The following is a 22,129-nucleotide window of genomic DNA, read 5'->3' as shown; positions in this document are numbered from 1 at the left end:
TAGGAGCCTCGCGTTCTTGGAGACACCCGAAGGGTCTTCATGGTTTGCGAACAGCGAGGTGACTGCGGCTCTCGAAGAACATTTCCTTCCAGCCTATCTCGCGAAGGCCAGGTGGTTTCCTCGCAACTCTGCGAAACGGATTAAGCCGAAGATCATTGCACGCCTCCCCTTTTCCGGGAACGCGACCGTTTTCATTGTCATCGAGACTGACCATCACGCGCATTATCTTCTACCCTTGACGGCCGACTGGTCCGTTGACGCGGGCCCCGAACTTGAAAAATCCATTGTTGCCCCTTTGCGCCAGGGCGAGCGCGAAGGATTACTGCGCGATGTCGCCGCTGATCCTGCTTTCATCCAGAAGCTCCTTGATCACCTTCGGCGGGAGGTTTCTATCGCCGGCTCGGGTTGGCGGCTGGATTTCAAGCCCACGACCAAACTCGGAAGTCGGCCTCCGCGTGCCACAGCCCGGGTTCGCGCCATCCAAGGTGAGCAATCCAACAGTACGGCGCTCGTTGACCAAGACTATGTCGTCAAGCTGTACCGTCATATCGAGCCCGGCCAAAATCCCGAGATAGAGATGGGGTACTTTCTGACCGAGGCGACGAATTTTACGCATACGCCTGCGCTGCTCGGCCACGTCGAGGCCACTTATGATTCCGCAAGCTATGCCCTCGGCATTGTCCATGCATTTGTGCCGAACCATGGCGACGCCTGGACCTGGTCGGTCGATCGCCTCAGCATTTACCTCGATGCGATGGCGGAAGGCTCTGAGGAGCGCGATAAGGCGCTCACCACACGGCGGGACTACCTTCAGTGGGTGCGGCACTTGGGATGCCGCGTCGCTGAGATGCATTGCGCCCTGGCGAGTCGCGACGACGTAGCGGCGTTCAAGCCTGAGCCGATCAACGAACGTGATCTCGATTTTTGGATCGGCGATCTCGTGGAACGCGCGGCTCGCATTTTCAATAGGTTGGAGGAGACGCCGCTGGACGCAAACGACCGGCCCCTCGTGGAGCGCCTGCTCCGAGTCAGATCCGCACTGTCCGGTTACGCAGCTCACTTGATCAGTCATACGCATGGCCCTTGCAAGATACGCCATCACGGCGATTTGCATTTGGGTCAGGTGCTCGTAGCCGGTGAGGACGCCGTCATTATCGACTTCGAAGGGGAGCCGAGCCGGCCTTTGGCAGACCGGAGGCGCAAGGCTCCGGCTGCGCGCGACGTCGCAGGCGTGTTGCGCTCATTGGACTACGCCGCCATGGCCTTGGGACAGCAGAGGCAGAAATCCGAAAAGCTCACCCCGTCGGCGTTGCGGGCCTTACACGCCTGGCGTGACCAGTCCACAGATGGCTTTCTCAGCGCTTACCAGGAAGCGATGGGCCCCTCGGCTCTCTGGCCAGCTCGATCTGATGACGCTAAAGCGATGTTGAATTTCTTTCTCCTTGAAAAGGCGTTCTACGAGGTTGAGTACGAGCTTTCCTACCGGCCGGCGTGGATTTCCGTGCCCCTGCAAGGTGTCCTGCGCGTTCTCGAAGAAGGAGGCGTGACCTAGACGGGTAATGGGAATTCAGCGACGTCCATGATGGCAGCAAGGCCCTGACGGAGCCGTCGCGTCATCGTCTCTTCCGTTGCGAGCCCGAGCGCGAGCATTGAGCGAGCAGCGACCTTCAGGCGCTGGCCAAACGGATAAATCGTCAACGTTACATCCGCTACATGCGTGTCAATGAGCCCGGCCCACGCGCGGCCCGGCGGCACTTCGGGCAAGATGAATTCGACCGCCTCATGGTGCGCGTTATAAATAAGCAGCAGTGTTGCATTTGAGCCTTGTCGTTTGACGCCAGTTTCCTGTGCCCTTCCGTCAAGCAGCATACCGAAACATCGCGTGGCTGGATTGTCCCAATCTGCCGTTGCCATCTCCCTCCCGTTAGGCGCGAGCCAGCTTACGTCCTTCACGTCAAGTTCTTCATTGACATTGCCGATGACGAACCTTGAGCGATGCAAGATGGGAAAGGCCTGCCGTGTGGCGATTAGCTTGCGGACAAATTCCCGCAAGGCGCGGCCTTCGGCCGAGATGCCGAGCCAATTGAGCCAGGTCGTGTCATTGTCCTGAGCATAGGCATTATTGTTGCCGCCTTGAGCATGGCCAAACTCATCACCCGCAAGGATCATAGGTGTCCCGTGCGACAGCAACGTCGTCGCAAGGAGATTGCGTTTTTGCTGCTCGCGAAGCTTGATGATCTCAAAATCATCGGTCGGCCCTTCAGCGCCGTGATTCCAGGAATAATTAATCGAGTGTCCGTCGCGGTTGTCTTCGCCATTGGCCTCGTTGTGTTTATCATTATAGGAAACGACGTCGTTCAGTGTGAAGCCGTCATGCGCCGTAACGAAGTTGACGGACGACCATGGCCTGCGACCACGCTTATTGAAGAGGTCGCCCGATGCGGTGATGCGCCGCGCAAATTCGGGCGTCATGCACTCATCCCCTTTCCAAAAGCGCCGCACCGCGTCCCTGAATTTATCATTCCATTCCGCCCATCCAGGGGGAAATTGGCCGACCTGATAGCCGCCCGGGCCTACATCCCAAGGCTCGGCGATCAGCTTGACTGACGATAGTATCGGATCCTGCCGGCAGGCATCTAGAAAGCCGCCGCCTTCATCGAAGCCGTAGGGCTCCCTTGCGAGGATGGTCGCAAGGTCGAAGCGGAAACCATCCACGCGCATTTCGGCCGCCCAGTAGCGCAGGCTGTCCGCGACCATCTGCAGCACGCGCGGGTGCGAAAGGTTTAACGTATTCCCAGTACCGGTGTCATTAATGTAGCAACGCTTCTCCTCGGGGAGCAGACGATAATAGCTCGCGTTGTCGATGCCTTTGAAGGAAAGCGTTGGCCCGAGTTCGTTCCCTTCGGCAGTGTGATTATAGACGACGTCGAGTATCACCTCGATACCATGGGCATGGAACTGATTGACGGCTTCCTTGAACTCGTTCGCAAAAGGTGTCTTGAGATAGCGCGGCTCGGGCGCGAAAAACGCAAGCGAGTTATAGCCCCAATAGTTACGCAGGCCCTTCTCCACAAGATAACTATCATCCACGAATGCTTGGACGGGTAAAAATTCCGCGCTCGTGATCCCAAGCGCTCGAAGATAAGCAGGGATATGTGGATGGCAAAGTCCGGCGAAGGTGCCGCGGTCGCCTTCAGGTACAAGCGGATGGCTCCGGGTAAAACCTTTGATATGCATCTCGTAAAGAATGGTGCGGTCCCACGGCACCTCGGGCTTTGCCGCGCGGCCCCAAGTGAAGGCGGGATCTATCACTCGGCATTTTTGCATGAGATGCGCGCTGTCCCGTGGATCGAAGGACTTGTCCTTATCCGGGTGACCGAGCTCATAACCGAATAATTCGGGTCCCCAACACAGCTTGCCCACGAGCTGCTTAGCATAAGGATCGATCACGAGCTTGTTGGGATTGAAACGGTGTCCGACATCTGGCTCGTAAGGGCCATGGACCCGGTAGGCATAGACTGTGCCCGGACGTGCGGTCGGTATATAACCGTGCCAGACTTCATCGGTGTATTCGGGCAGTTCGATGCGTTCGATCTCTTTCTCGCCGCTGTCGTCGAATAGGCAGAGCTCGACCTTTGTGGCATGAGCCGAAAACAGCGCGAAATTAACGCCAAGGCCGTCCCAGGTCGCCCCAAGCGGAAAGGGCTTGCCTTCGAGCACCGGCGCATGCCGAAGGCTTGCCGCCGCCAGGGCCAGTCTCTCATCCTTGATCTTGTTCATGAATCATCTCAAACGCTTCCCTCGCAGCACGCGAGGGCAGCTATGCGCTGTCAAATAAAAGCTGTATCCATGCTTTGGTTCCTGCCATCCGCCAGGCGTAGAACAGCTGCCCATGTTCGGAGCGACTCCTTGAAGCCCCCTAGCTTTAGCGATCCAACGCTTTGTGTCCCGCTCGATCACTCTATGCGGCTGGTTGAAGCCCGAGAATCGATGCTTGGTGCCGTTGAACAGTTTTGCCGAGTACGCACCTGAAACCAATCCAGAGACGAAGAAGAAAGACGTTGTTTGGTTCGCGCTGAACGAAGAGCGTCCACCGTGCGCCTTCGCTGGCATGTGGACAGATTCAAGGGCGACCGGAGCACCAAGTCGAAGCCAATTCCTGGGCCACATCTAGTCTATGGCTTCCTGATAACTCGGCCGAATGCGGTAGTTGAAACTATTCATCCGAAAGCCATGCCCGGTCATCCTGACGACAGACGAAGAGCGCGACGTGTGGATGCATGCACTTTGGGATGAAGCCAGGGCTCTTTAACGACTATTGCCCGACGATGCGATCAGGATTGTCGCCCGTGGCGCGGACCTGCAAAGCGGCAGAGACACGATTCCATCCATTGAGATGCCAAACCGGTTTATTGCAAGCAATCAACTCCCCATCCGTTGCTGGGGCGCGACCGAGATGGGGCTCGCGCTCGATGATGCTCATCGTGGATCCTCATTTCCCGCTCACAGATCATCTTGAGCATGTCGATAAGTGCGGAGAAGGTCGCTGCGACGGGCGAAGGTGCCGATGGGTTGCGTGACCGCTCTTCAAGGCCTCATTCGATGTCATCTGACAGATTGGCTGAGCGTCTGAAAGTCGGCAGCGCCAACGGCAGGCGGTCAGCAACGTCGGCTGATGCCAAGACGCAGTCTTCAGCTGCGACAAGTTCCGTGAACTCACGCTCGAACTCGGTCGCAGCGGCGACGACTACATGTTGCTGCTCGACGGTCACGCCGCCTGATTTAAGACCTGTTTCGCGTCAGCCCGCATCCGTCATTGCACCATCTCAGCGAGCTCAGATGCGATGTAAAGCGGTTTCGATCGCGATCATGCCATAAAAATCCTCTGTTTTGTCGGTCACTCAAGGCATCGACGGTCTGCAATGACGCACTGCAAGGATGCGAATGAAAATGAAAAAGAGCGCGCAGGTCGCTGGGTTGGCTGTTCTCGCCACGGTCGGAATGCTTGATCCTCCCGGGGTTGTCAGCAACCAGGCTGTTGCTCAGATGAATTGGCTTACGCCTCACCTCGAATCGCAGCGTCACCACAACATTCGACGTCACCAGCAACGTCTGCAGCGTTAAGGAGCGGCGCAAGATCAGCCGCGTCGGGCCCCAGTCACTTCAGGACCAGATCCGGTGCGCCGCGAGCAGTTGAAGCGTCAGCTTGAGCCTGAGTATCATCGGCGGGTGCAGCTATACGGCAAAGCGAGTGCCGATGACTGGCTGAAGCGCACCGCCTGGCAGCTTGGGGGCGAAGAGGGACGAAGGGCCCGTCAGCGCGCTGAGAACCAGTGACATGGATCTGAGCCGCACCGGCTTGGCGAGAGCAACGATTTTCCGAAACTCTGATCGAGGCAAGTGCTCGCGATGTTGGCGAGAACACCAATAGTCAGCCTTGTCGTTTCAATCGCATGTGCCGCTTTCTTTGGCAGTGCGTCACTGTCATCCGCGGCCGCGCCAGTGAGCGACTATCTCGGACTTCCGGGCCCCATCCAGTTCGATGGCAAGTTTTACAAGCTGGTCTGGAGCTCCAGGCCCACGCCCGGCTACACGAAGCAGGAGTATCTGCCATCCGACCAGAGCATCCGCAGCTATACGCAGATGCTGATCGTCGAGAGGGTGACAGGCGATCTGACGGTGACGGGCGCAGTTCGCGCCCAGGTCGACATGTTGAAGAAGCGGAAGGCCACTGACCCGCTGGTGAACATGAACGTGATCGAGAACGCCAATGCCGGAGAAGCTCTGCTCGACTTCATCGTAAGTTCGAAGGACCCAAAAGGCGAATATGTCGTCGAATGGAACGCCTATCGTTATGCTCCGCTAAAGGGCGCGGCGGAAAAGTCCGGCGTGCTCCTACGACGCCTGGCAGGCGGGCAGTTTCCCCTGGACCGTGGGCTGGTCGGCGCTCGTCGAGCCCGAGAAACAGGCTCACTTCTGCTTGCCGATCAGCTTGAGCGCGCCGGCCGCGGCCTTCTCGTCCGTCACCAGCACCTTGCCAATACGGCCGAGCAGTGCCGCGGCAATGACCGGCGCCTTGTTGGTCCCGCCCGCGATCAGCATCACGGTCGGCGCCCGCGCGAGTTTCTCGATCGGCAACGCGATCGCGCGCGCGTTGATGCCGTGGGTGATCTGCCGGCCGGACTGGTCGAGGTACTGCCCCAGCACGTCACCGACGGCGCCGGCCGCGCGCAAATCCTCGATACCGACGTCGGGCGGCAAGCCGTGCCGAACCAGCAGCGAGCGCGGCGAGAGGTCGCCCATGCTGAGCAGCGCGAGGTCGATCCGGTCGACATGGTCCAATACTTCCGCATAGACTTCCTGCGCCATAAAGGTGTCGCGCGAGCGCCTGCTGCTGGCGTAGATGGGAGCGGCCAGATAACTGCATTTCGCGTGCAGCCGGCGCGCGAGCTCGCCCGCGATCTCGAAGGTGTTGAGCTCAAGGCCGCGCGAAAGCCCACCCATCATCGAGACTATCCAGAGCTCCGGATATTCCGCGGGCGTGACGTGACGGATGGTTTCGCGCAAGGTCGCGCCCCAACCGATGCCGACGGTGCGCGGGCGCTTCTCTTCCAGGAATTTCGACAGATAGGCCCCCGCCGCCATTCCGATCAGGCTGGCCACCAGTTCGGGATTTTCCGGACTCGGAATCACCACGGCATCATCGAGCCCGCATTGCTGCCGCAACTGATGTTCGAGCTCGGTGCAGTTTGCGAACGCCGAATTGAGCCGGATGCTAACGACGCCGCTGTGCCGCGCCTCCGAGAGCATACGATTAACTCGCGCGCGCGTCAGTCCGAGCCGCTCGCCGATCTCGGCCTGGGTCAGATTTTCCATGTAATAGAGCCAGGCGACCCGCAGGATGGTCTGGTCACTCAAAGCGCAATCTCCTGCAGCAGCCTCAAAAGTTCGTCATGAATGTGACCATTTGAGGCGATCTTTTGCAAATCGTCAAACCGCGAATCGGTACCCGCAATCGTGGTCACACGTCCACCCGCCGCACGCACCAGCGGCATCGCGGCGGCGTGGGAGACGAGGTCGGCCTTGACCGACACGAACGCGTCGAGCTGGCCGGCCGCGATCCATGTCATTTCGAGCGCGCCCGAGACCACGATGCGGACGCCGCGCACCGCCGAGCCGAGTTGTTCGATAATGGCCGTCGCCATCCGAACTTCGTCGGGCTGATAATGCGAGGTCAGGATCACCGACACCACCGCGTCCGCAAGTGCGCGCGTGTCCGACACCCGCACCGGCTTGCCGTTCACGGTCGCTACTGCCTCCCGCACGTAGCGGCCGCTGATGTCGGCCAGCGGCGATTCGACCAGGCCGACCAGCGCCTCGCCGCCATCATGGTAGGCGGCGCTCACCGAGAACCACGGCAAACCGGTGGCGTAGTTAATGGCAGCGCCATCAAATCCGTCTCAGCGGGCATCGGCATCAACCCTGTTGGCTGGAAGCTGTTCAATTCAGGCTGCCTTCACGCCGGGCACGCCATCCTCGACCGCGAAGGTCGCAAGCCGGCGCACCGCGCTGTGCGCGTCCTTGACGTCTTCAAGCGCCTCGAAACCGACCGTACAAGATCGCGCATCGAGCGCTACGACGGCATAGCCGCGCTTTTCGCCGTTCGCGTAGATCAGGTCCGAATTGCCGGCGAGCGCGTTGCGCACGCTGCTCTCGCCCGGCCCGTCCGAGGTGATCGAGGTGCCGACGAATTCGGCCGCGATGGTCGCCTCATGAGGCCGCGAAAAGTCGCACTTGAGATCGGCGGCAAAAAAGGCGTGTCGGTCGCCGCCGATGACGACGGGATTGCGCACCTTGTGGGTAACGATCGAATCGAGCAGGCGACGGCGGGCATTTGGATATCCATCCCAGCCGTCCATCCGGAAGCGATCACCGCCCTCGGCGTCTTTACGTTTGGCCTCGGCCATCAGCGTCTGCTGCGCCACGACGGTCCAGCGCCCTCTCCTGTCGCCCAACCGCGCATCAAACCATCGCTCCTGCGAATCTCCCAACATGGTGCGCACCTTCTCGGTCCGTTCCGCACAGTCCGGTACTGTCGCCGGACGGCCAGTTTGCACGCAGGCCGGCGCGGAGCGGTATTGGCGCTCGTCGAGCAACAGCAAGTCCAGCATGTCGCCGAAACGGTAATGCGCGTAAATCGTAGCATTCGGCCCGATCGGGTGCGCCGAGGGCGGCAACGGCATATGCTCGTAATAGGCCTGGTAAGCGGCGGCGCGAATCTTCAGGAATCGCTCCGGATCGCGCGTGGTGTAGGAACGGTCGTTGGCGTAATCGTCCGCCACCTCGTGGTCGTCCCAGATCGACAGCCACGGAAAGGCGGCGTGTGCGGCCTGCAGGTCGGCATCGGATTTGTAGAGTGCGTAGCGGTTGCGGAACTCTCCCAGCGTCATCGGTATCCCGACGCCGTGCTGACGTACGTGGCGCGTGCCCCAGGACTTTTCGTAGATGTAGTCGCCGAGATGCACGACCAGATCGAGATCGCGCGCGGCCATGTCGCGATACGCGGCGTAGTAGCCCTGCTCGTATTGCTGGCAGGAGGCGAAAGCGAACCGAAACCGGCCATTGCCGTTGCCTGCTGCCGGCGCGGTGCGGGTGCGCCCGACCGGGCTCACCGCCGAACCGGCGCGGAACCGGTACCAATAGACGCGGCCCGGGCGCAGCCCCGTCGCCTGGGCATGCACGGAATGCGCAAGCTCCGCAGTCGCGCGAACGACGCCCTTCGCGGCGATGTGCGCAAATCCTTCGTCCTCCGCAATCTGCCATTCGACCTCAACCGGCGAAGGCGGCATCCCGCCCTCCTCGAGCGGTCGGGGCGCGAGGCGTGTCCACAGGATAATGCTGTTTTCACGCGGACAACCGGACGCAACGCCGAGCGTATATGGGTCAGCGCTGAACGTCACCGGTGCGCCGCGCACGATTCCGAATGGCGATGCCACCGCAGCGCTGGCCAGCGAGCCCGCGAGGAAGCGTCGGCGCGGCATCATGAGGCCGCTCATGATGGCGCGGGCATTCCGCGCCGGATATTCACGGCAAGATCCGGCCGGTCCGTGGTGATCTGCCGCACCGGCTGTGCCAGCCAGTGGGCGACCTCCCGCGGCTCGTTCGTGACCCAGGCGCCGAGCCGTTCGCGGCCGAGGACCTTGAGCGCCAGCGGAAGTGTCAGGGACAGCAGCGACTTCTCGACCGCCACGATGCAGTCCGGGATGGCGGCGAGGCGGTCGAGCGCCGGCGAGATGCCGCCCATCATCTCCGCCGACCGGCGATCCAGCGAGACCAGCACCCGCGCCTGCGGACACAATCGCCGTACCGTCTCGATCGCGCCGGGGACGAAGCAGGTGAGCACCGCGCGTCGCTCCAGCCGTCGCCGCTTCACCGCCTCGACCAGGCGTCCTTCGATGCCCGGATATGGATTGCCGAGGGCATCGGTCTTGATCTCGATGTGAAGTTCGAGCGGTGAATCGCTGAACAGGTCGAGCACGGCATCAAGCGTCGGAATGCATTCCTCGCCGGCCTCGCGCAGGCGCGTGGCGGTGAGTTGCTTCAGCGTGCGGACGCCGACCGGCCCGGCGTCATGCGTGGTGCGATCGAGCAGCGGATCGTGAATGACGACGAGTCCGCCGTCGACGCTCTGGTGGATGTCGAACTCGACCGCTTCGACGCCAAGTCCGCATAGATTGCGGAAGCCGAGCAGGCTGTTCTCCGGCCAAAGGTCGCGAGCGCCGCGGTGTCCGGCGATGAAAACCATGCTTCGTCCCTATTTGCTGCTGTCGATGAGCCCTTTGAGGAACCAGCGCTGCAACAGCAATATAACCAGCGTCGGCGGCAGCATCGTGAGCAGCGCGCCGCTCATGGCGATGTTCCAGGCCGGCTCGTTGTCGGAGCGCGGGATCAGATTCTTCAGCGCGATCACGGCGGTCGCCATGTCCTTGTCGGTGGTGAACAGCAATGGCCACAGATACTGATTCCAGCCGAACAGGAACAGGATGATCGCGAGCGCGACTATGTTCGAGACCGACAGCGGCAGCAGGATGCTCCAGAAGAAGCGCAGCGGCGACGCGCCGTCGAGCCGCGCCGCCTCGCACAGTTCGTCTGGCACTGTGAGAAAGAACTGCCGGAACAGGAAGGTTGCGGTGGCGGAAGCGATCAGCGGCAGGATCAGCCCCGGATAGGTATTGACCATGTTCCATTCGAGCGCGATCGCAACATCATGGCCGCTGATCCATTTCCAGAGATCGCCGACATGCAGCATGTCGGCGAGCCATTGCAGCGGCAGCGCGGCATTCGCCACCGCCTCGAACGTCGGCACGATCCGTACCTCGATCGGCAGCATCAGCGACATGAAGATCAGCCAGAACGCCAGCATCCGATAACGGAAGCGGAAATAGGTGATGGCGAAGGCAGAGAGCAACGACACCGCGATCTTGCCGGTGGCGATGCCAACCGCCACCACAATGGAATTGAGGAACGTTCGGCCAAAATCGGCCTTGATCCAGGCCGCCTGCAGATTGGCGACGAACTGGTCGCCCGGCAGCCACGGCAGCGGCACCTTTTGCACCTCGGCGATCGTCAACGATCCCGCGACGAACGCAAAGTAGAGCGGCACGCACACCAGCAGCGCGCCGGCGATCAGGATCGCGTGGCAGATCGTGTCGAGGATGGGTGCGCGTTCCACCATGCGGTCAGACCCCGTAATTGACCTTGTGGTCGAAATAGCGGAATTGCAGCAGCGTGCAGATCAGCGCGAACGTCATCAGCAGAACCGACTGCGCCGCCGAGGAGCCGAGGTCGAGATTGACGAAGCCGTCGACATAGACCTTGTAGACCAGGATGTTTGTCGCGCCGGCCGGCCCGCCATGGGTGACGGCATCGATGATAGCGAAGGTTTCGAAGAAGCCGTAGATGAAGTTCATCACGGCGAGGAAGAAGACGGTCGGCCCGAGCATGGGCAGCGCAATCAGGAAGAAGCGCCGTATCGGCCCGGCGCCGTCGACGGCGGCCGCTTCCATCAGCGATGGCCGGCACCGCCAACAGGCCGACAGCCAGGAAGATGTAATTGTAGCAAATGTGTTTCCATGACGCCGCCATGATCACAAGCCACAGCGCGTCGTTCGGATTGCGGTTAGGGTCCCAGCCAATCCCGAGCGCGTGCAACATGTGTGCGAGTGGGCCAACGACGGGATTGAACAGGAACGCCCACAGAATGCCGGCGATCGCGGGCGCGATCGCATAGGGCAGCAGGATGATGGTCCGGTAGACGGAACGTGCGCGCACCACGCGGTCGGTGGCGAATGCCAGCACAACGGCGACGGCAAGCGTAATCACGTTCTGCGCCACCGTGAACCAGATCGTGGTGACGATCGACTGGCGGTATTCGCCGTTTGCGAACAGCGCCTTGAAATTGTCGAACCACACAAACTGGACGTTGTTGCCGAACGGATCGCTCAGCAGCACGGACTGCATCAGCGCGCGCAGCGACGGGATGAAGAAGAAGAACACCAGGATCAGGAATTGCGGCAACAGCAACAGTGTCGGCAAGCCGGGCCCGTGGCCGAAATTCGCCCGCTTCAGTCCCGGCTCGCGATCGGGACGGTCGCGCTTGATCGTCCGCGCCTTGCTGGGCCGGGGCGTCATCGCGCCACGCCCGACGACGGCGCCGCCGGGCGGCGCATGCTGCGTTCTGGTCAGACCGGAAGGCTGCGCCACCTGCGCCGCGGACGCTTCGGACAAGACGATCGGCGAGCCTGCATTCATTTCGGCTTGCCGTCCGCCTCGGTATCCTTTCCGGCGTTCAGCTTCTCGAACTGCCGCAGGATCTCGTTGCCGCGCTTGACGGCGTCATCCATCGCCTGCTGCGGCTGCTTCTGACCGGTGAACACCGCCTCCACCTCAGTGCGTTGCGCCAGCATCGCCTGCACGAAATTGCCAAAGCGGAAGCCGCGCGAATTTTCGTTTGGCGTGCCGCGAGAGAGCTGCAGCACCGCGATTTCGCGGGTCGGATGGTCCTTGTAGTAGCCGCGCTCGCGCGCCAACCCGTAGGCCTTGTTGGTCGCCGGAACGTAACCGGTCACGCCATGCCACCATACCTGCGTCTCCGGTTGGGCGACGAAATCGAGGAAGGCCGCGACGGCGTCGTAGCGTTCGGGAGTATGGCCTTTCATTACCCATATGGCGCCGCCGCCAATGGTGCTGTTGAGCGGCGGATTGATGTCGTTCTCGTGCGGCAGGAAGGTGGCGCTCCAGTCGATCTTGGCGTTGCGCTCGATATTGCCGTGCGAGGCGGTCGAGTTGACGAAGGTCGAACAACGTCCGGAGGTAAACAACTGCTCAGGGCTGAAGCCCTGACCCGCGATCTGCAGCACGCCATCGTCGAGCCATTTCTTCAGGCGCGCGACTTGCGAGACCACCTTGGTCTTGTTGTAGACGAACTCGGTGCCAAGCCCGTCGAAGCCGTTCGCGAGCGTGCCGTAGGGCTGGTTGTTGATGGCGCTGTAGTTCTCCAGCAGGCTCCAGTAGAAGTCGCCCGGCAGCACCGAGCCGCACTCGCTCACGCCCTTGGCCTTGATGGCATAGAGCTGCGCCTCCAGTTCCTGCCAGGTGTCGGCCGGCTTGTCGAAGCCTGCCTTCCGGAAGTGCTCCTTGTTGTACCAGAAGATCGGTGTCGAGGAGTTGAACGGCATCGCCGACATCCGGCCCTTGTAGCTCCAGAAGCTCGCCACCGGCTTGATGAAGTCAGGCCAATCGATCTTGTAGGCCTTCTGCTCCAGGAGGTCCTGCACCGGCACGATCGCGCCGGAGAGCAGCATCGTCATGTAGCCGCGCTCGGCGATCTGCACCATTTCGGGCGGCCGCTTGGCGCGATACGCCGCGATCACACCGTTGGTCACTTCGTCGTAATTGCCCTTGGCGACCGCAACGACGGTATATTTGTCCTGCGATGCATTGAACTTCTCGACCAGCTCATTGAGCCGGTCGCCCAGCACGCCGCTCATGGCGTGCCACCATTGCACCTCGACGCGCGCCGCCTGCGCGGGCATCGATAGCACCAAAATCCCGAGCAACGCCGCGATGAATGCAGTTTTCCTTGTCATGGCGATTCTCCCTTCACTGCACCTCAACTGGCGGCGTGATCATTTGTATTTCTATCATGACATATGTATCATCATGATGAAAGGGCCGGAAATGACGATTTGGTGCGGCCTAGCGGCGCGCTCGGGACAGAGTTCAAGGCGTCCTTCAGTACGCTCAATCATTATGCGTGCCGCGCCGACCTCTGCCTGCCGAATCGTTCGCGTCGCCTCGACGTCGACGATGATCGCAACCTTCAGGTCGATGAGGTAAATTGTTGGCGTACGCAAAGAAGGCGTGTCCTTTGCGAGCGCCGGTCCATTGCGCGGCCGGATCCGACTTCGAGACGAACTTCGTACCGTTTCGCTCGCCGCGCCCCAGGCAGTCTCATCCAGAGTGTCGAGATACTCCCGGACGGATCGGCGCGTCCTGGCAATGGCCTCCCAGTCAACTTTATCAGATCCGGCAGCGCCGCTTGCGCAGCTAACCAATTGAAAAACTTGAGTTTTTATTCCTACCATTGCACGTTACAAATGTTTTTATGATTTTTCATATGTTGCATCCAGAGAAATACGAATGTAATAGACTTGCGGTGCCACGATAGAGCGTTGGCGCAAAGACCCCGGTGCAAGGCGGGTGGCAGGTTGATGAGCCGAGCTCTTTTCGTCGATGGCGCAAACAAGGCGCGGGTAGCGCAGTTCAATTTGCGGGATGGACGCGCGGGCGAAGTCCTCATGGACGTCGCCTCGGTCGGCGTCTGCGGCAGCGATCTGCATTATTTCAAGGACGGCGGTATCGGCGCCACCGTTATCAAGGAGCCCTTTGTCCCTGGGCATGAGTTCGGCGGCTATCTTTGTGAAGACGTGGAACAGCTCGGTCTCACACGCGGGCAGCTCGTTGCGGTCGATCCAAACAAGGCGTGCGGTCAATGCGACTGGTGCCGTGAAGGCCACCACAATCTGTGTCCTAATGTTGAGTTTATTGGCGCTCCCCCATTCGATGGCGCAATGACGGAGCGCATCTGGGCGCCAAGGTCGCAGCTCGTTGCACTGCCGGAGAGCTTCGACGCGCTCGACGCCGTGATGCTGGAGCCGCTCGGGGTGGCAATTCACGCCGTCAAACTCGCCAAGCCGCGCATGCTGGAACGCGTGGCCGTACTAGGCTGCGGACCGATTGGCCTGCTCATCATCCAGGTGCTGAAGGCGATCGGCGCCGGAGAAGTCCTCGCCTGCGATCCGCTGCCGCATCGCCGTGCCATGGCCGAAAGAATCGGCGCGGACCGGGTTGGCGAAACCGCCGCTGATCTCATCGAATGGTCCAAAGGCGGCTGTCCTCTAGTGCTGGAGGCGACGAATTCGCCGTTCGGGTTCCGCGACGCCGTGACCGCCACACGCATCGGCGGGCGCATCGTGCTCGTCGGCATTCCGGACGGCGACATCTACACCTTGCCGGCCGCGGACGCGCGTCGTCGCGGCCTGAACATCAAGTTCGCGCGGCGGATGGGAGATGTCTATCCGCTCGCCATCGAGTTCCTCGCAGCGGGGAAGGTCGACGTACGCTCGATCGTCACCCATCGCATCGGGCTGGAGGAAACGCCCGGCGTGCTCACGGCGCTCGCCGAGAACGCACCGGGCTATGTCAAGGTACTCGTCGATTTGAAGAGGACATGACCCGACGCCGGAATGACAGGTAGCTGACGATAGATAACAAAAAGGGAGGATCACGATGAGGAAATGGCTTCTGGCGACGCTTAGTGCGTTCGCCATCACCGCAGGCGCCGCCGTTGGCGACCCCACCCTCGCCCGGGCCGAATGGGCGCTCGGCAAGGCCGCCGCGCCTTACAAGGGCACCGAGATCAACATCATCTTTCTCGATCGCCCCGGCTATCGCGCCATCATCAAGCTGCTGCCTGAGTTCGAGAAAAAAACCGGGATCAAGGTCAACTATGAGATCGTTCCGTATGAGAACAGCCGCGAGAAGCAGGTCCTCAACTTCAGCTCGAAAGGCGATCTGACCATGGCACTGGTCGATCTCGTGTGGATCGGCGAGTTCGCAGAGAATGGCTGGATCGTTCCGATCGAGAAGTTCACCAGCGACGCGTCAATCACCGACCCCGGCCTCAATCTCAAGGGCTTCTTCCCGCTGCTGCTCGATGCATTTGGCTCGTGGGGCGGCAAGGTCTATGGCCTGCCGTTCGACAACTACTCGGGCCTGCTCTTCTACAACAAATGCATGCTGAAGGACGCCGGGTTCGACAAACCGCCCGCGACGTGGGAAGAGCTCTACACCACTTACGCCCCGAAGCTGACCAACCCCGAGAAGAAACAATACGCCTTCGCCCTGCAGTCGTTACGCGGCGAGACGCAGTCCGCCGACAGCTTCATGCGCGTGCTCTGGCCTTTTGGCGGCTCCCTACTCGACAAGACGTTTCATTCGAACCTGATGTCGAAGGAAAGCCAGACTGGCTTGAAGTTCCGCCAGGACCTGATGAAGTACATGCCGCCGGGCGTCGTGTCCTATGACCACGTCGAGGCGGTCAACGCGTTGGCTCAGGGCCAGGTGGCAATGATCACGGAATGGTCGGCGTTCTATGGCACGCTGACCGATCCGAAGACCTCCAAGCTTGGCGATTGCCTCGCGGTCGCACCCGAACCCGCCGGACCGGCCGGCCGTCTACCCGCACTCGGTGGCTTCTCGCTCGCCGTCGCGTCGCAGGCCAGCCCGCAACAGCAGAAAGCGTCCTGGCTGTTCATCCAATGGGCAACCTCGGAGGATATCGCCCGCGCCTATGTCGAGGCGGGTGGTGTCTCCGGGCGCAGCTCGGTCTACGAACAGCCTGACATCAAGGCGAAGTACAAGTTCGTCGAGCCGATGGTCGCCTCCTGGCAGAAGGGCGTGCCGGAGTTCCGTCCGCGCTTTCCGGCCTGGGCCGCTATCTCCGAGATCGTTGCTGAGGTCGGCTCGAAGATGATGCTCGGCGAAGTCTCGACCGAAGACGGTGCCAAGCAAATCGGCGCGCGCATGGAAAATATCCTAAAGAAGGAAGGTTACTACGACGGCAAGAAAGCCCTGCGGCAGTAAGCCGCCCGACAGCGAACGCGTTTTGCACGCGTTCGCTGTCCTTGCTCCAGGCATTCGCAACACGAATGCCCCTACTCGGAGGCCAAGTCATGACGACGCTCTATCGCGCCGCGCTCGACGAACTCGGATGCGTGTTCGACCGCATCGATGAAAGCGCCGTCGACCGGGCCATCGATGAGATCGCCGGTGCGAAACGCATCGCGCTTTACGGCGTCGGCCGCGAGGGCCTGCAAATCAAGGGATTCTGCATGCGCCTGTTCCACCTTGGTCGCCAGGTGGCTATGGTCGGCGATATGACGACGCCGCACCTTGGGACAGGTGACCTGCTGATCACCTCGGCGGGACCGGGCCATTTCTCAACCGTGGTTGCCCTGATGAGCGGCGCGCGCCGCGACGGTGCCCGGACCCTGGTCATCACCGCTCAGCCAAACGGTGAATGCGCGCGCGCTGCCGATGCCGTGCTGCCGGTCCCCGCGCAAACCATGGCCGATGATACTGGCCCGTCAGGCTCGGTGCTGCCGATGGGGTCCCTTTTCGAAGGTGCCCAGTACATCTTGTTCGAGATCATGATCCTCCGGCTGCGGGAACGTCTCGGGGTTACCCCTGAGGCGATGCGCGCTAACCACACGAATCTGGAATAACGCCTTGACGTCGGTACCGCAAAATCTGTCCACGCAATTGGCGTCGCCCGACACCCGCGGCGCGCGGCGCCATCACCCCGGCTATAGCCGCTGGACACCTTTCTTCTTCCTCGCGCCGGCGGTCATCGTCCTGTTCTCGATCGGTATTTATCCGACCCTCTTCGCGATCGCAACGTCATTCCGGCGCTACAACATCACGCGACGCGCCGACCAGCAGGATGGTTTCCCCTTCGTCGGTTTCGACAATTATTTGGCCGTACTCCACGACAGTGGCTTCTGGGACAGCCTTCTGCTCACCGGCAAGTTCTATCTGAGCGTGGTGCCGGTGCAGATCGCGCTCGGGATTTTGATCGCGCTGATGCTGCATCGACCAGGCTGGGGACTGTTGCGCGCGATCACCCGCGTTTCGCTGGTGGTGCCGCTGGCAACGACCTATGCCGTCGTAGGGTTGATTGGCCGCCTCGTCTTCAATCGCGATTTCGGCGTCGCCAACCAGTTCATGAGCTGGCTCGGCGTCTCCTCGTCCGACTGGCTTGGCAATCCGACGGGAGCCTTTGTCGCAATCGTCCTGATGGATATCTGGCAGTGGACGCCGTTCGTCGCACTGATCTTCCTGGCGGGCCTGTCGATGGTGCCGGTCGAGATCGAGGAAGCCGCTCGACTTGAAACGAAGAGCCCCTGGGCCCTGCTCCGCTACGTACAGCTTCCTTACATGCTGCCGGGTCTTACCGCAATCTTGATCCTGCGCTCCGCTGACGTGTTGAAACTGTTCGATACGGTGTTCGTGATGACGCGCGGTGGACCTGGCGCTGCGACTGATCTCATCTCAATCTATGTCCAGCGCGTCGGCTTCAAGGTCTTCGACCTCGGGCTGGCCTCCGCACAGGCGATTCTGCTGCTGATTCTCACGATCGTGCTCAGCCGTCTCTACATTCACATCTTCTATCGGGAGATCGAATGATGGCCGCAACGCGAATTCGCTCGCTGCTGCACGCGGTAGGCCTGCTCGTCATTCTCGCCTTCGCACTGTTCCCCTTCTACTGGATGATCACATCCAGTCTGAAGGACCAGACCGAGCTGCTCGCCTCGCCGCCTGTCTGGTTCTTCCGTCCGACACTTTCGAATTACATGGACATCTTCGCCGACACGAAGGTGACCACGGCAGTCCTCAATTCGCTGATCGTCGCGGTCTCGACCACGCTGTTGTCCGTCGTTCTCGGCACGCCCGCGGCCTACGCCCTTGCGCGTTTCGAGTTTCGCGGCAAGGCGGATCTCTGGTTCTGGTTCATCTCGAACCGCATGATCAGCCCGATCGTGCTCGCACTGCCGGTTTACCTGCTGTCGAGGCAGGTCGGCCTATTAAATACGCACCTGGTGCTGGTGCTGATTTATCTCACCTTCAACCTTCCTATCGTCGTCTGGATCTGTACCGACCAATTCCGCTCCATTCCGCCGGATCTGGAGCAGTCGGCGCGGCTGGAGGGCGCATCGCAGTTCGACATATTCTGGCGGATCTACCTGCCCCTCGGTCTACCCGGCGTCGCTGTTTCCGCCATCTTCGCGTTCATCTTCTCCTGGAACGAATTGCTCTATGCGCTCGTGCTGATCACAAGCCAGGGACTCAAGACCGCTCCCGTGGTGGCCACGAACTTCATGTCTGGCTACGAGCTGCCCTGGGGAAAGATCATGGCGACAGGCACGGTAATCGTGCTGCCGGTGACGGTCTTTGCAATGCTCGTCAGCCGGCACATGATACGCGGACTAACCATGGGCGCGACCAAATAACGGGAATCCGAGGCCATGCCGTTCGGCGTGAATCTTTCTTTCTGTGCCAAGCGCTGGGTAACGCCTGAGCTCTGGGCCCCGCTGGTCCGCGAAGATCTCGGCCTCGATGTCGTTCAGCTGTCATTCGATCTCGTCGATCCGACCTGGCCCGACGATCTGCTGCTATCGCTTGCCCGTGACATCCGCCGATGCACAGACGCGACTGGCATCAACGTGCATAGCGCTTTCATCGGCCTTGCTCACTACACGTTCAACCAACTGTTGCATCCCGATCCTGGCGTCCGCGATGCCGCAGAAGTCTGGCTGCGGCGCGCCTATCGTTTTGCGACTAGCGCCGGCATCGCGCGCGTCGGCGGGCCGCTCGGCGCGGTTGCCTCGCGCCGCGACGGTCGCGAGGCCGACACCCTGCCCCCCGCAGACTATGAAGACCTGATCGCGCGCATGCACAAATTGGCTGACGCCGCAAAGGCCGAAGGGCTCGTCGAACTATACGTTGAGCCTACGCCGATGCGGCGCGAATGGCCCTGGACGGTGGATCAGGCGCTCACGATGGCCGCCGACCTCAAGACGTCGGCGGTGCCGTGGAAATTCTGCCTGGATTGGGGCCACGGGACGTTCGAGCCGCTCTACGGAAGATACCGGGCCGGCATGGCCGACTGGTTTGCGGCGCTCGGAGCCAATGTCGGCGTGATCCATCTGCAGCAAACCGATTTCCAGTATGACCGGCACTGGGATTTTACCGAACCCGGCCGGCTCGATCCCGTTGCGACGGCTGCGCTGCAAAGGGCGCACGGACTCGGCCAAACTCCTGTATTCCTCGAGGTCTTCTATCCCTTCGAGCGCGACGACGCTTCCGTGCTCGAGGCGGTCAAGCGGTCGGTTGCGCTTCTGAAGCCGGCGTATGCGTGAGGGGACCGTGAGCGACACACCCAATAGAGACATGACGACAATGCGCATAAACGCGGAGGACTTGACGGAAGCGCAAATCCAGGCTCGAGCCTGCTGGTACTATTATGTCGGCGCGATGACGCAGCAGGAGATCGCCGATCGGCTGGGGCTGACGCGGCTCAGGGTCAACAAGATTCTCGGACAGGCTCGGCAGGATGGGCTCGTCAGCGTCGAGATCAAGCTGCCACTCGCCAATTGCGTCGCGCTGGAAGAGAAGCTGAAGGCACGCTTTGCGCTCGACGATGTTTCCGTGGTGCCGACCTTCCCCGATCCCGACGCACTGCAGCAGGTGGTCGGGGAAGCCGCGAGCACGATGCTTCACCCCCTGCTGAAGGATGGCATTGGCCTCGGCGTCGGCTGGGGTCGCACGTTAAGCGCCGCTGCGCGCGCGCTCAAGCAGCGACGGTTCGCTCAGGGTTGGGTGACTTCGCTGATGGGCGGCCTGACACGCGGTGCCGGCACTAATACTTTCGAGGTCGCGACCGAGTTTGCGCGCCTGATCGGTGTCGAATGCTACTATGTCGCCGCACCGATTTATTGCCCGTCGGTCGAGAGCCGTTCGATGCTCCTGACTCACTACGGTCTCGCGGACGTGATGCGCCGAGCGCGCGAAGGCCAGATTGCGCTTGTGTCCTGTGGCGACCTGACACCGCGCTCGCTGCTTGCCTCGACCCATATCGTGAGCGAAGCGCTGGACGGGCTGCGGAAGGCCGGCGCTGTCGGTGACCTGCTCGGAACGTTCCTAGACGAATATGGCCGGCCGATCGACCATCCTCTCAACTCCCGCGTCATGGCCCTGAGCCCACAGGAACTGAAAGCATACCCGATCTCCATCCTGGCTTCGGGCGGAGTACCCAAGGCGCCGGTGATCCGAGGCATTCTGAACGCGCGCTACGTGCGCTGCCTCGTCACCGACGAATCAGCGGCGGAGGTGCTGCTGCAATGAGCCTGCTTCTGGCCATCGATGTCGGCACCCTGTCGGCCCGCGCCGGCCTGTTCGACGCATCGGGCCGGCTGGTGACAGCACGCAGTCATCCGTTCGAACTGCTGCGCCCGGCGGAAAACCATGCCGTCTATCGAATGGACGAAATCTGGGCGGCAGTGTGTGCCGCGGTTCGTGCAGCCGTCAGCGACGCGCCCGGCGCGGCGGCCGCGATTGCAGGCATTGCTATCGACGCGACATCCTCCACATTTTTCGAGGCGCAAGGCGGATGGCCGCTTGAAGGCGACGCGGACGTCATCTGCTGGATGGATCATCGCGGCGAGCGCGAGGCCGCGGAGATCGGGGCTTCCGGCGACCGCTATCTCGACCATGTCGGCGGTACGGTCTCCCCGGAGATGTATTTGCCCAAGATTCTGTGGGTGAAGCGACACACGCCGGAGGCCTGGGCGCGCATCACCGCTGTACGCGACCTCTCGGATGAAGTGGCCCGTCGCCTAACCGGCGTCGATCGTCACTCCGTCTGCGGGCTTGCCTGCAAGTTTCCCTACCTGCCCGCTGATCCCAGCCCGTGGCGCCGCGAACTGCTGACAACGCTTGGCCTCTCCGATCTTCTGCAGCGCGGCAATCTCGCCGAGCCACCGGGCCGGGTCGGCGAAGTTCAAGGGACGGTTTCCTCAGAGGCGGCGCAGGCGCTCGGCATCGCGCCGGGCGCGCCCGTCGCGATCGGCCTGATCGACGCGGAAGCAGGTGCTCTCGGCGTCGCAAGCAGCGGATTTCGCGACAAGATGAATCGCTCCTTGGCGCTGATCGGCGGCACGTCAACCTGTTACATGTGCTGGGCGGAGGATGAGCGGCACGTCTCCGGCATCTGGGGGCCTTTCAAGGACGCGGTATTTCCCGGCTACTGGATGCACGAGGCCGGAATGACCATCTCGGGAGCTGCGCTTGACACCGTGCTGGATCAACATCCCGCGAGCCCAGGCAAGGCTTCGCCGGATCGGCATGCGGAGACCGCCCGCGACATCCTAGCGCTGCTCGATCTCGAAGGCCCCGCCTTCGCCGCCCGACGGCATATCGTACCCGATTGGCTCGGCAATCGCGCGCCCTATGGCGATGGGACGGTGCGTGCGCTGGTCAGCGGCATCGGCCTGGAAACGAGCCCGCGCTCCTTCCTTGAGCACTACTACGCGACGGCCCGCGCGCTCGCGCTGCAAAGCCGGCACATTCGCGAGCATCTAAACGCGCACGGCTATGCGATCGATCGTGTTTGCCTCTCCGGCGGACACGCCAAGAATCCGCTGATGGTGCGCCTCTATCGCGATGCGCTTGGCGCGGACCTCGTGATCTCCCATGCACCCGAACCGGTGCTGCTCGGTACCGCAATGGTCGCGGCCGTCGCCGCCGGGCTGCATCCGGATCTGTTCGCCGCGCTCGACGCGATGGCGCCGGAGCAGACCATCCACACGGCAGATCCAACATGGGCGATGGCCAACGACGTCGCCTATTCGACCTACCTGAAGCTATTCGCCGTCCGCAACGAAATCGAGGCCGAAGGTCGACGGTTGGCTGGCCGCCCCTCCGCGTCCACAGGAGTATTCTGAACACG

General features: G+C 61.5%; 19 protein-coding genes and 4 pseudogenes. 11 read left to right on the top strand and 12 right to left on the bottom strand.

Translation table 11 applies throughout. The annotated features are described in order from the left end of the window. Window positions 1-16 precede the first annotated feature (16 nt). Window positions 17-1,552, top strand: a complete 1,536-nt coding sequence (locus V1290_RS26480) for a putative maltokinase (protein WP_334367088.1) — start codon at window positions 17-19, stop codon at window positions 1,550-1,552. On the opposite strand, the gene glgX is transcribed toward V1290_RS26480, so the two are convergent. Continuing rightward, entirely contained in the window at window positions 1,549-3,780 is a 2,232-nt protein-coding gene (gene glgX / locus V1290_RS26475; RefSeq protein WP_334367087.1) for a glycogen debranching protein GlgX, read from the bottom strand. The genes V1290_RS26480 and glgX overlap by 4 nt on opposite strands. Before the next feature lie 190 nt (window positions 3,781-3,970). On the opposite strand from glgX, the pseudogene V1290_RS26470 reads away from it, so the two are divergent. Then, a pseudogene (locus V1290_RS26470) lies at window positions 3,971-4,309 on the top strand (SOS response-associated peptidase family protein); the annotation flags it as partial. A gap of 6 nt (window positions 4,310-4,315) precedes the next feature. On the opposite strand, the gene V1290_RS26465 reads toward V1290_RS26470, so the two are convergent. The 11 genes and pseudogenes from V1290_RS26465 to V1290_RS26415 all read right to left on the bottom strand — a co-directional run. Continuing rightward, a complete protein-coding gene (locus tag V1290_RS26465) occupies window positions 4,316-4,483 on the bottom strand; it encodes a hypothetical protein (RefSeq protein WP_334367086.1) in 168 nt (55 codons plus the stop codon). Between the two features lie 112 nt (window positions 4,484-4,595). Then, window positions 4,596-4,772, bottom strand: a complete 177-nt coding sequence (locus V1290_RS26460; protein WP_334367085.1) for a hypothetical protein — start codon at window positions 4,770-4,772, stop codon at window positions 4,596-4,598. Between the two features lie 861 nt (window positions 4,773-5,633). Further along, a complete protein-coding gene (locus tag V1290_RS26455) occupies window positions 5,634-5,798 on the bottom strand; it encodes a hypothetical protein (RefSeq protein ID WP_334367084.1) in 165 nt (54 codons plus the stop codon). A 172-nt stretch (window positions 5,799-5,970) separates the two neighbouring features. Continuing rightward, complete coding sequence (locus V1290_RS26450; protein WP_334367083.1) at window positions 5,971-6,918, bottom strand: sugar-binding transcriptional regulator; 948 nt, start codon at window positions 6,916-6,918, stop codon at window positions 5,971-5,973. Continuing rightward, window positions 6,915-7,439 (bottom strand): inositol monophosphatase family protein, encoded by a 525-nt coding sequence (locus tag V1290_RS26445; RefSeq protein WP_334369176.1) that lies wholly within the window; start codon window positions 7,437-7,439, stop codon window positions 6,915-6,917. Before V1290_RS26445 ends, V1290_RS26450 begins: the two co-directional genes overlap by 4 nt. A 66-nt stretch (window positions 7,440-7,505) precedes the next feature. Next, a complete protein-coding gene (locus V1290_RS26440) occupies window positions 7,506-9,044 on the bottom strand; it encodes an alkaline phosphatase D family protein (protein ID WP_334367082.1) in 1,539 nt (512 codons plus the stop codon). Window positions 9,045-9,052: 8 nt separating this feature from the next. Then, window positions 9,053-9,805: a glycerophosphodiester phosphodiesterase family protein gene (locus tag V1290_RS26435; protein WP_334367081.1), complete on the bottom strand. Its 753-nt coding sequence runs from the start codon at window positions 9,803-9,805 to the stop codon at window positions 9,053-9,055. A gap of 9 nt (window positions 9,806-9,814) precedes the next feature. Continuing rightward, on the bottom strand, window positions 9,815-10,735 hold the full coding sequence (locus tag V1290_RS26430) for an ABC transporter permease subunit (protein ID WP_334367080.1): 921 nt from the start codon (window positions 10,733-10,735) through the stop codon (window positions 9,815-9,817). A gap of 4 nt (window positions 10,736-10,739) precedes the next feature. Beyond that, window positions 10,740-11,691 (bottom strand): annotated as a pseudogene (locus V1290_RS26425) (ABC transporter permease subunit). A 116-nt stretch (window positions 11,692-11,807) separates the two neighbouring features. Continuing rightward, a complete protein-coding gene (locus tag V1290_RS26420; RefSeq protein WP_334367079.1) occupies window positions 11,808-13,148 on the bottom strand; it encodes an extracellular solute-binding protein in 1,341 nt (446 codons plus the stop codon). Window positions 13,149-13,259: 111 nt separating this feature from the next. Next, a pseudogene (locus V1290_RS26415) lies at window positions 13,260-13,595 on the bottom strand (IS5/IS1182 family transposase); the annotation flags it as partial. A 177-nt stretch (window positions 13,596-13,772) separates the two neighbouring features. On the opposite strand from V1290_RS26415, the pseudogene V1290_RS26410 reads away from it, so the two are divergent. The 9 genes and pseudogenes from V1290_RS26410 to V1290_RS26370 all read left to right on the top strand — a co-directional run. Continuing rightward, window positions 13,773-14,123: pseudogene (locus tag V1290_RS26410) on the top strand (alcohol dehydrogenase catalytic domain-containing protein); the annotation flags it as partial. A gap of 84 nt (window positions 14,124-14,207) precedes the next feature. Next, the gene (locus tag V1290_RS26405) at window positions 14,208-14,795 is read left to right on the top strand and encodes a zinc-dependent alcohol dehydrogenase (RefSeq protein WP_334369174.1); all 588 of its coding nucleotides are present in this window, start codon (window positions 14,208-14,210) and stop codon (window positions 14,793-14,795) included. 55 nt (window positions 14,796-14,850) lie between these two features. Next, entirely contained in the window at window positions 14,851-16,206 is a 1,356-nt protein-coding gene (locus tag V1290_RS26400) for an ABC transporter substrate-binding protein (RefSeq protein WP_334367078.1), read from the top strand. A gap of 89 nt (window positions 16,207-16,295) precedes the next feature. Beyond that, window positions 16,296-16,847 carry an SIS domain-containing protein gene (locus V1290_RS26395; protein WP_334367077.1) on the top strand — a complete coding sequence of 184 codons (552 nt, stop codon included), beginning with the start codon at window positions 16,296-16,298 and terminating at the stop codon, window positions 16,845-16,847. A gap of 4 nt (window positions 16,848-16,851) precedes the next feature. Then, window positions 16,852-17,808: a carbohydrate ABC transporter permease gene (locus V1290_RS26390; protein ID WP_334367076.1), complete on the top strand. Its 957-nt coding sequence runs from the start codon at window positions 16,852-16,854 to the stop codon at window positions 17,806-17,808. Then, window positions 17,808-18,632, top strand: coding sequence for a carbohydrate ABC transporter permease (locus V1290_RS26385; protein ID WP_334367075.1), 825 nt, complete (start codon window positions 17,808-17,810; stop codon window positions 18,630-18,632). Before V1290_RS26390 ends, V1290_RS26385 begins: the two co-directional genes overlap by 1 nt. Before the next feature lie 15 nt (window positions 18,633-18,647). Continuing rightward, window positions 18,648-19,541 carry a sugar phosphate isomerase/epimerase family protein gene (locus tag V1290_RS26380; RefSeq protein WP_334367074.1) on the top strand — a complete coding sequence of 298 codons (894 nt, stop codon included), beginning with the start codon at window positions 18,648-18,650 and terminating at the stop codon, window positions 19,539-19,541. Window positions 19,542-19,602: 61 nt separating this feature from the next. Beyond that, window positions 19,603-20,526 carry a sugar-binding transcriptional regulator gene (locus tag V1290_RS26375; RefSeq protein ID WP_334367073.1) on the top strand — a complete coding sequence of 308 codons (924 nt, stop codon included), beginning with the start codon at window positions 19,603-19,605 and terminating at the stop codon, window positions 20,524-20,526. Then, entirely contained in the window at window positions 20,523-22,124 is a 1,602-nt protein-coding gene (locus tag V1290_RS26370) for an FGGY-family carbohydrate kinase (protein WP_334367072.1), read from the top strand. The genes V1290_RS26375 and V1290_RS26370 overlap by 4 nt, the downstream gene beginning before the upstream one ends. The last annotated feature ends 5 nt before the right edge of the window (window positions 22,125-22,129 follow it).

This window comes from Bradyrhizobium sp. AZCC 1578, from assembly GCF_036924675.1.
Taxonomy (GTDB): domain Bacteria; phylum Pseudomonadota; class Alphaproteobacteria; order Rhizobiales; family Xanthobacteraceae; genus Bradyrhizobium.
The sequence above is the reverse complement of the archived record's forward strand: the minus strand, read 5'-3'. Positions and strand labels throughout refer to the sequence as shown.

Bases quoted from the DNA above. Each gene is read 5' to 3' on its own strand.
- V1290_RS26435 (WP_334367081.1), bottom strand. From the start codon at position 9,805: ATGGTTTTCATCGCCGGACACCGCGGCGCTCGCGACCTTTGGCCGGAG.
- V1290_RS26385 (WP_334367075.1), top strand. From the start codon at position 17,808: ATGGCCGCAACGCGAATTCGCTCGCTGCTGCACGCGGTAGGCCTGCTC.
- V1290_RS26405 (WP_334369174.1), top strand. From the start codon at position 14,208: ATGCTGGAGCCGCTCGGGGTGGCAATTCACGCCGTCAAACTCGCCAAG.
- V1290_RS26420 (WP_334367079.1), bottom strand. From the start codon at position 13,148: ATGACAAGGAAAACTGCATTCATCGCGGCGTTGCTCGGGATTTTGGTG.
- V1290_RS26400 (WP_334367078.1), top strand. From the start codon at position 14,851: ATGAGGAAATGGCTTCTGGCGACGCTTAGTGCGTTCGCCATCACCGCA.
- V1290_RS26370 (WP_334367072.1), top strand. From the start codon at position 20,523: ATGAGCCTGCTTCTGGCCATCGATGTCGGCACCCTGTCGGCCCGCGCC.
- V1290_RS26465 (WP_334367086.1), bottom strand. From the start codon at position 4,483: ATGAGCATCATCGAGCGCGAGCCCCATCTCGGTCGCGCCCCAGCAACG.
- V1290_RS26440 (WP_334367082.1), bottom strand. From the start codon at position 9,044: ATGATGCCGCGCCGACGCTTCCTCGCGGGCTCGCTGGCCAGCGCTGCG.
- V1290_RS26455 (WP_334367084.1), bottom strand. From the start codon at position 5,798: ATGAAGTCGAGCAGAGCTTCTCCGGCATTGGCGTTCTCGATCACGTTC.
- V1290_RS26395 (WP_334367077.1), top strand. From the start codon at position 16,296: ATGACGACGCTCTATCGCGCCGCGCTCGACGAACTCGGATGCGTGTTC.
- glgX (WP_334367087.1), bottom strand. From the start codon at position 3,780: ATGAACAAGATCAAGGATGAGAGACTGGCCCTGGCGGCGGCAAGCCTT.
- V1290_RS26380 (WP_334367074.1), top strand. From the start codon at position 18,648: ATGCCGTTCGGCGTGAATCTTTCTTTCTGTGCCAAGCGCTGGGTAACG.
- V1290_RS26430 (WP_334367080.1), bottom strand. From the start codon at position 10,735: ATGGTGGAACGCGCACCCATCCTCGACACGATCTGCCACGCGATCCTG.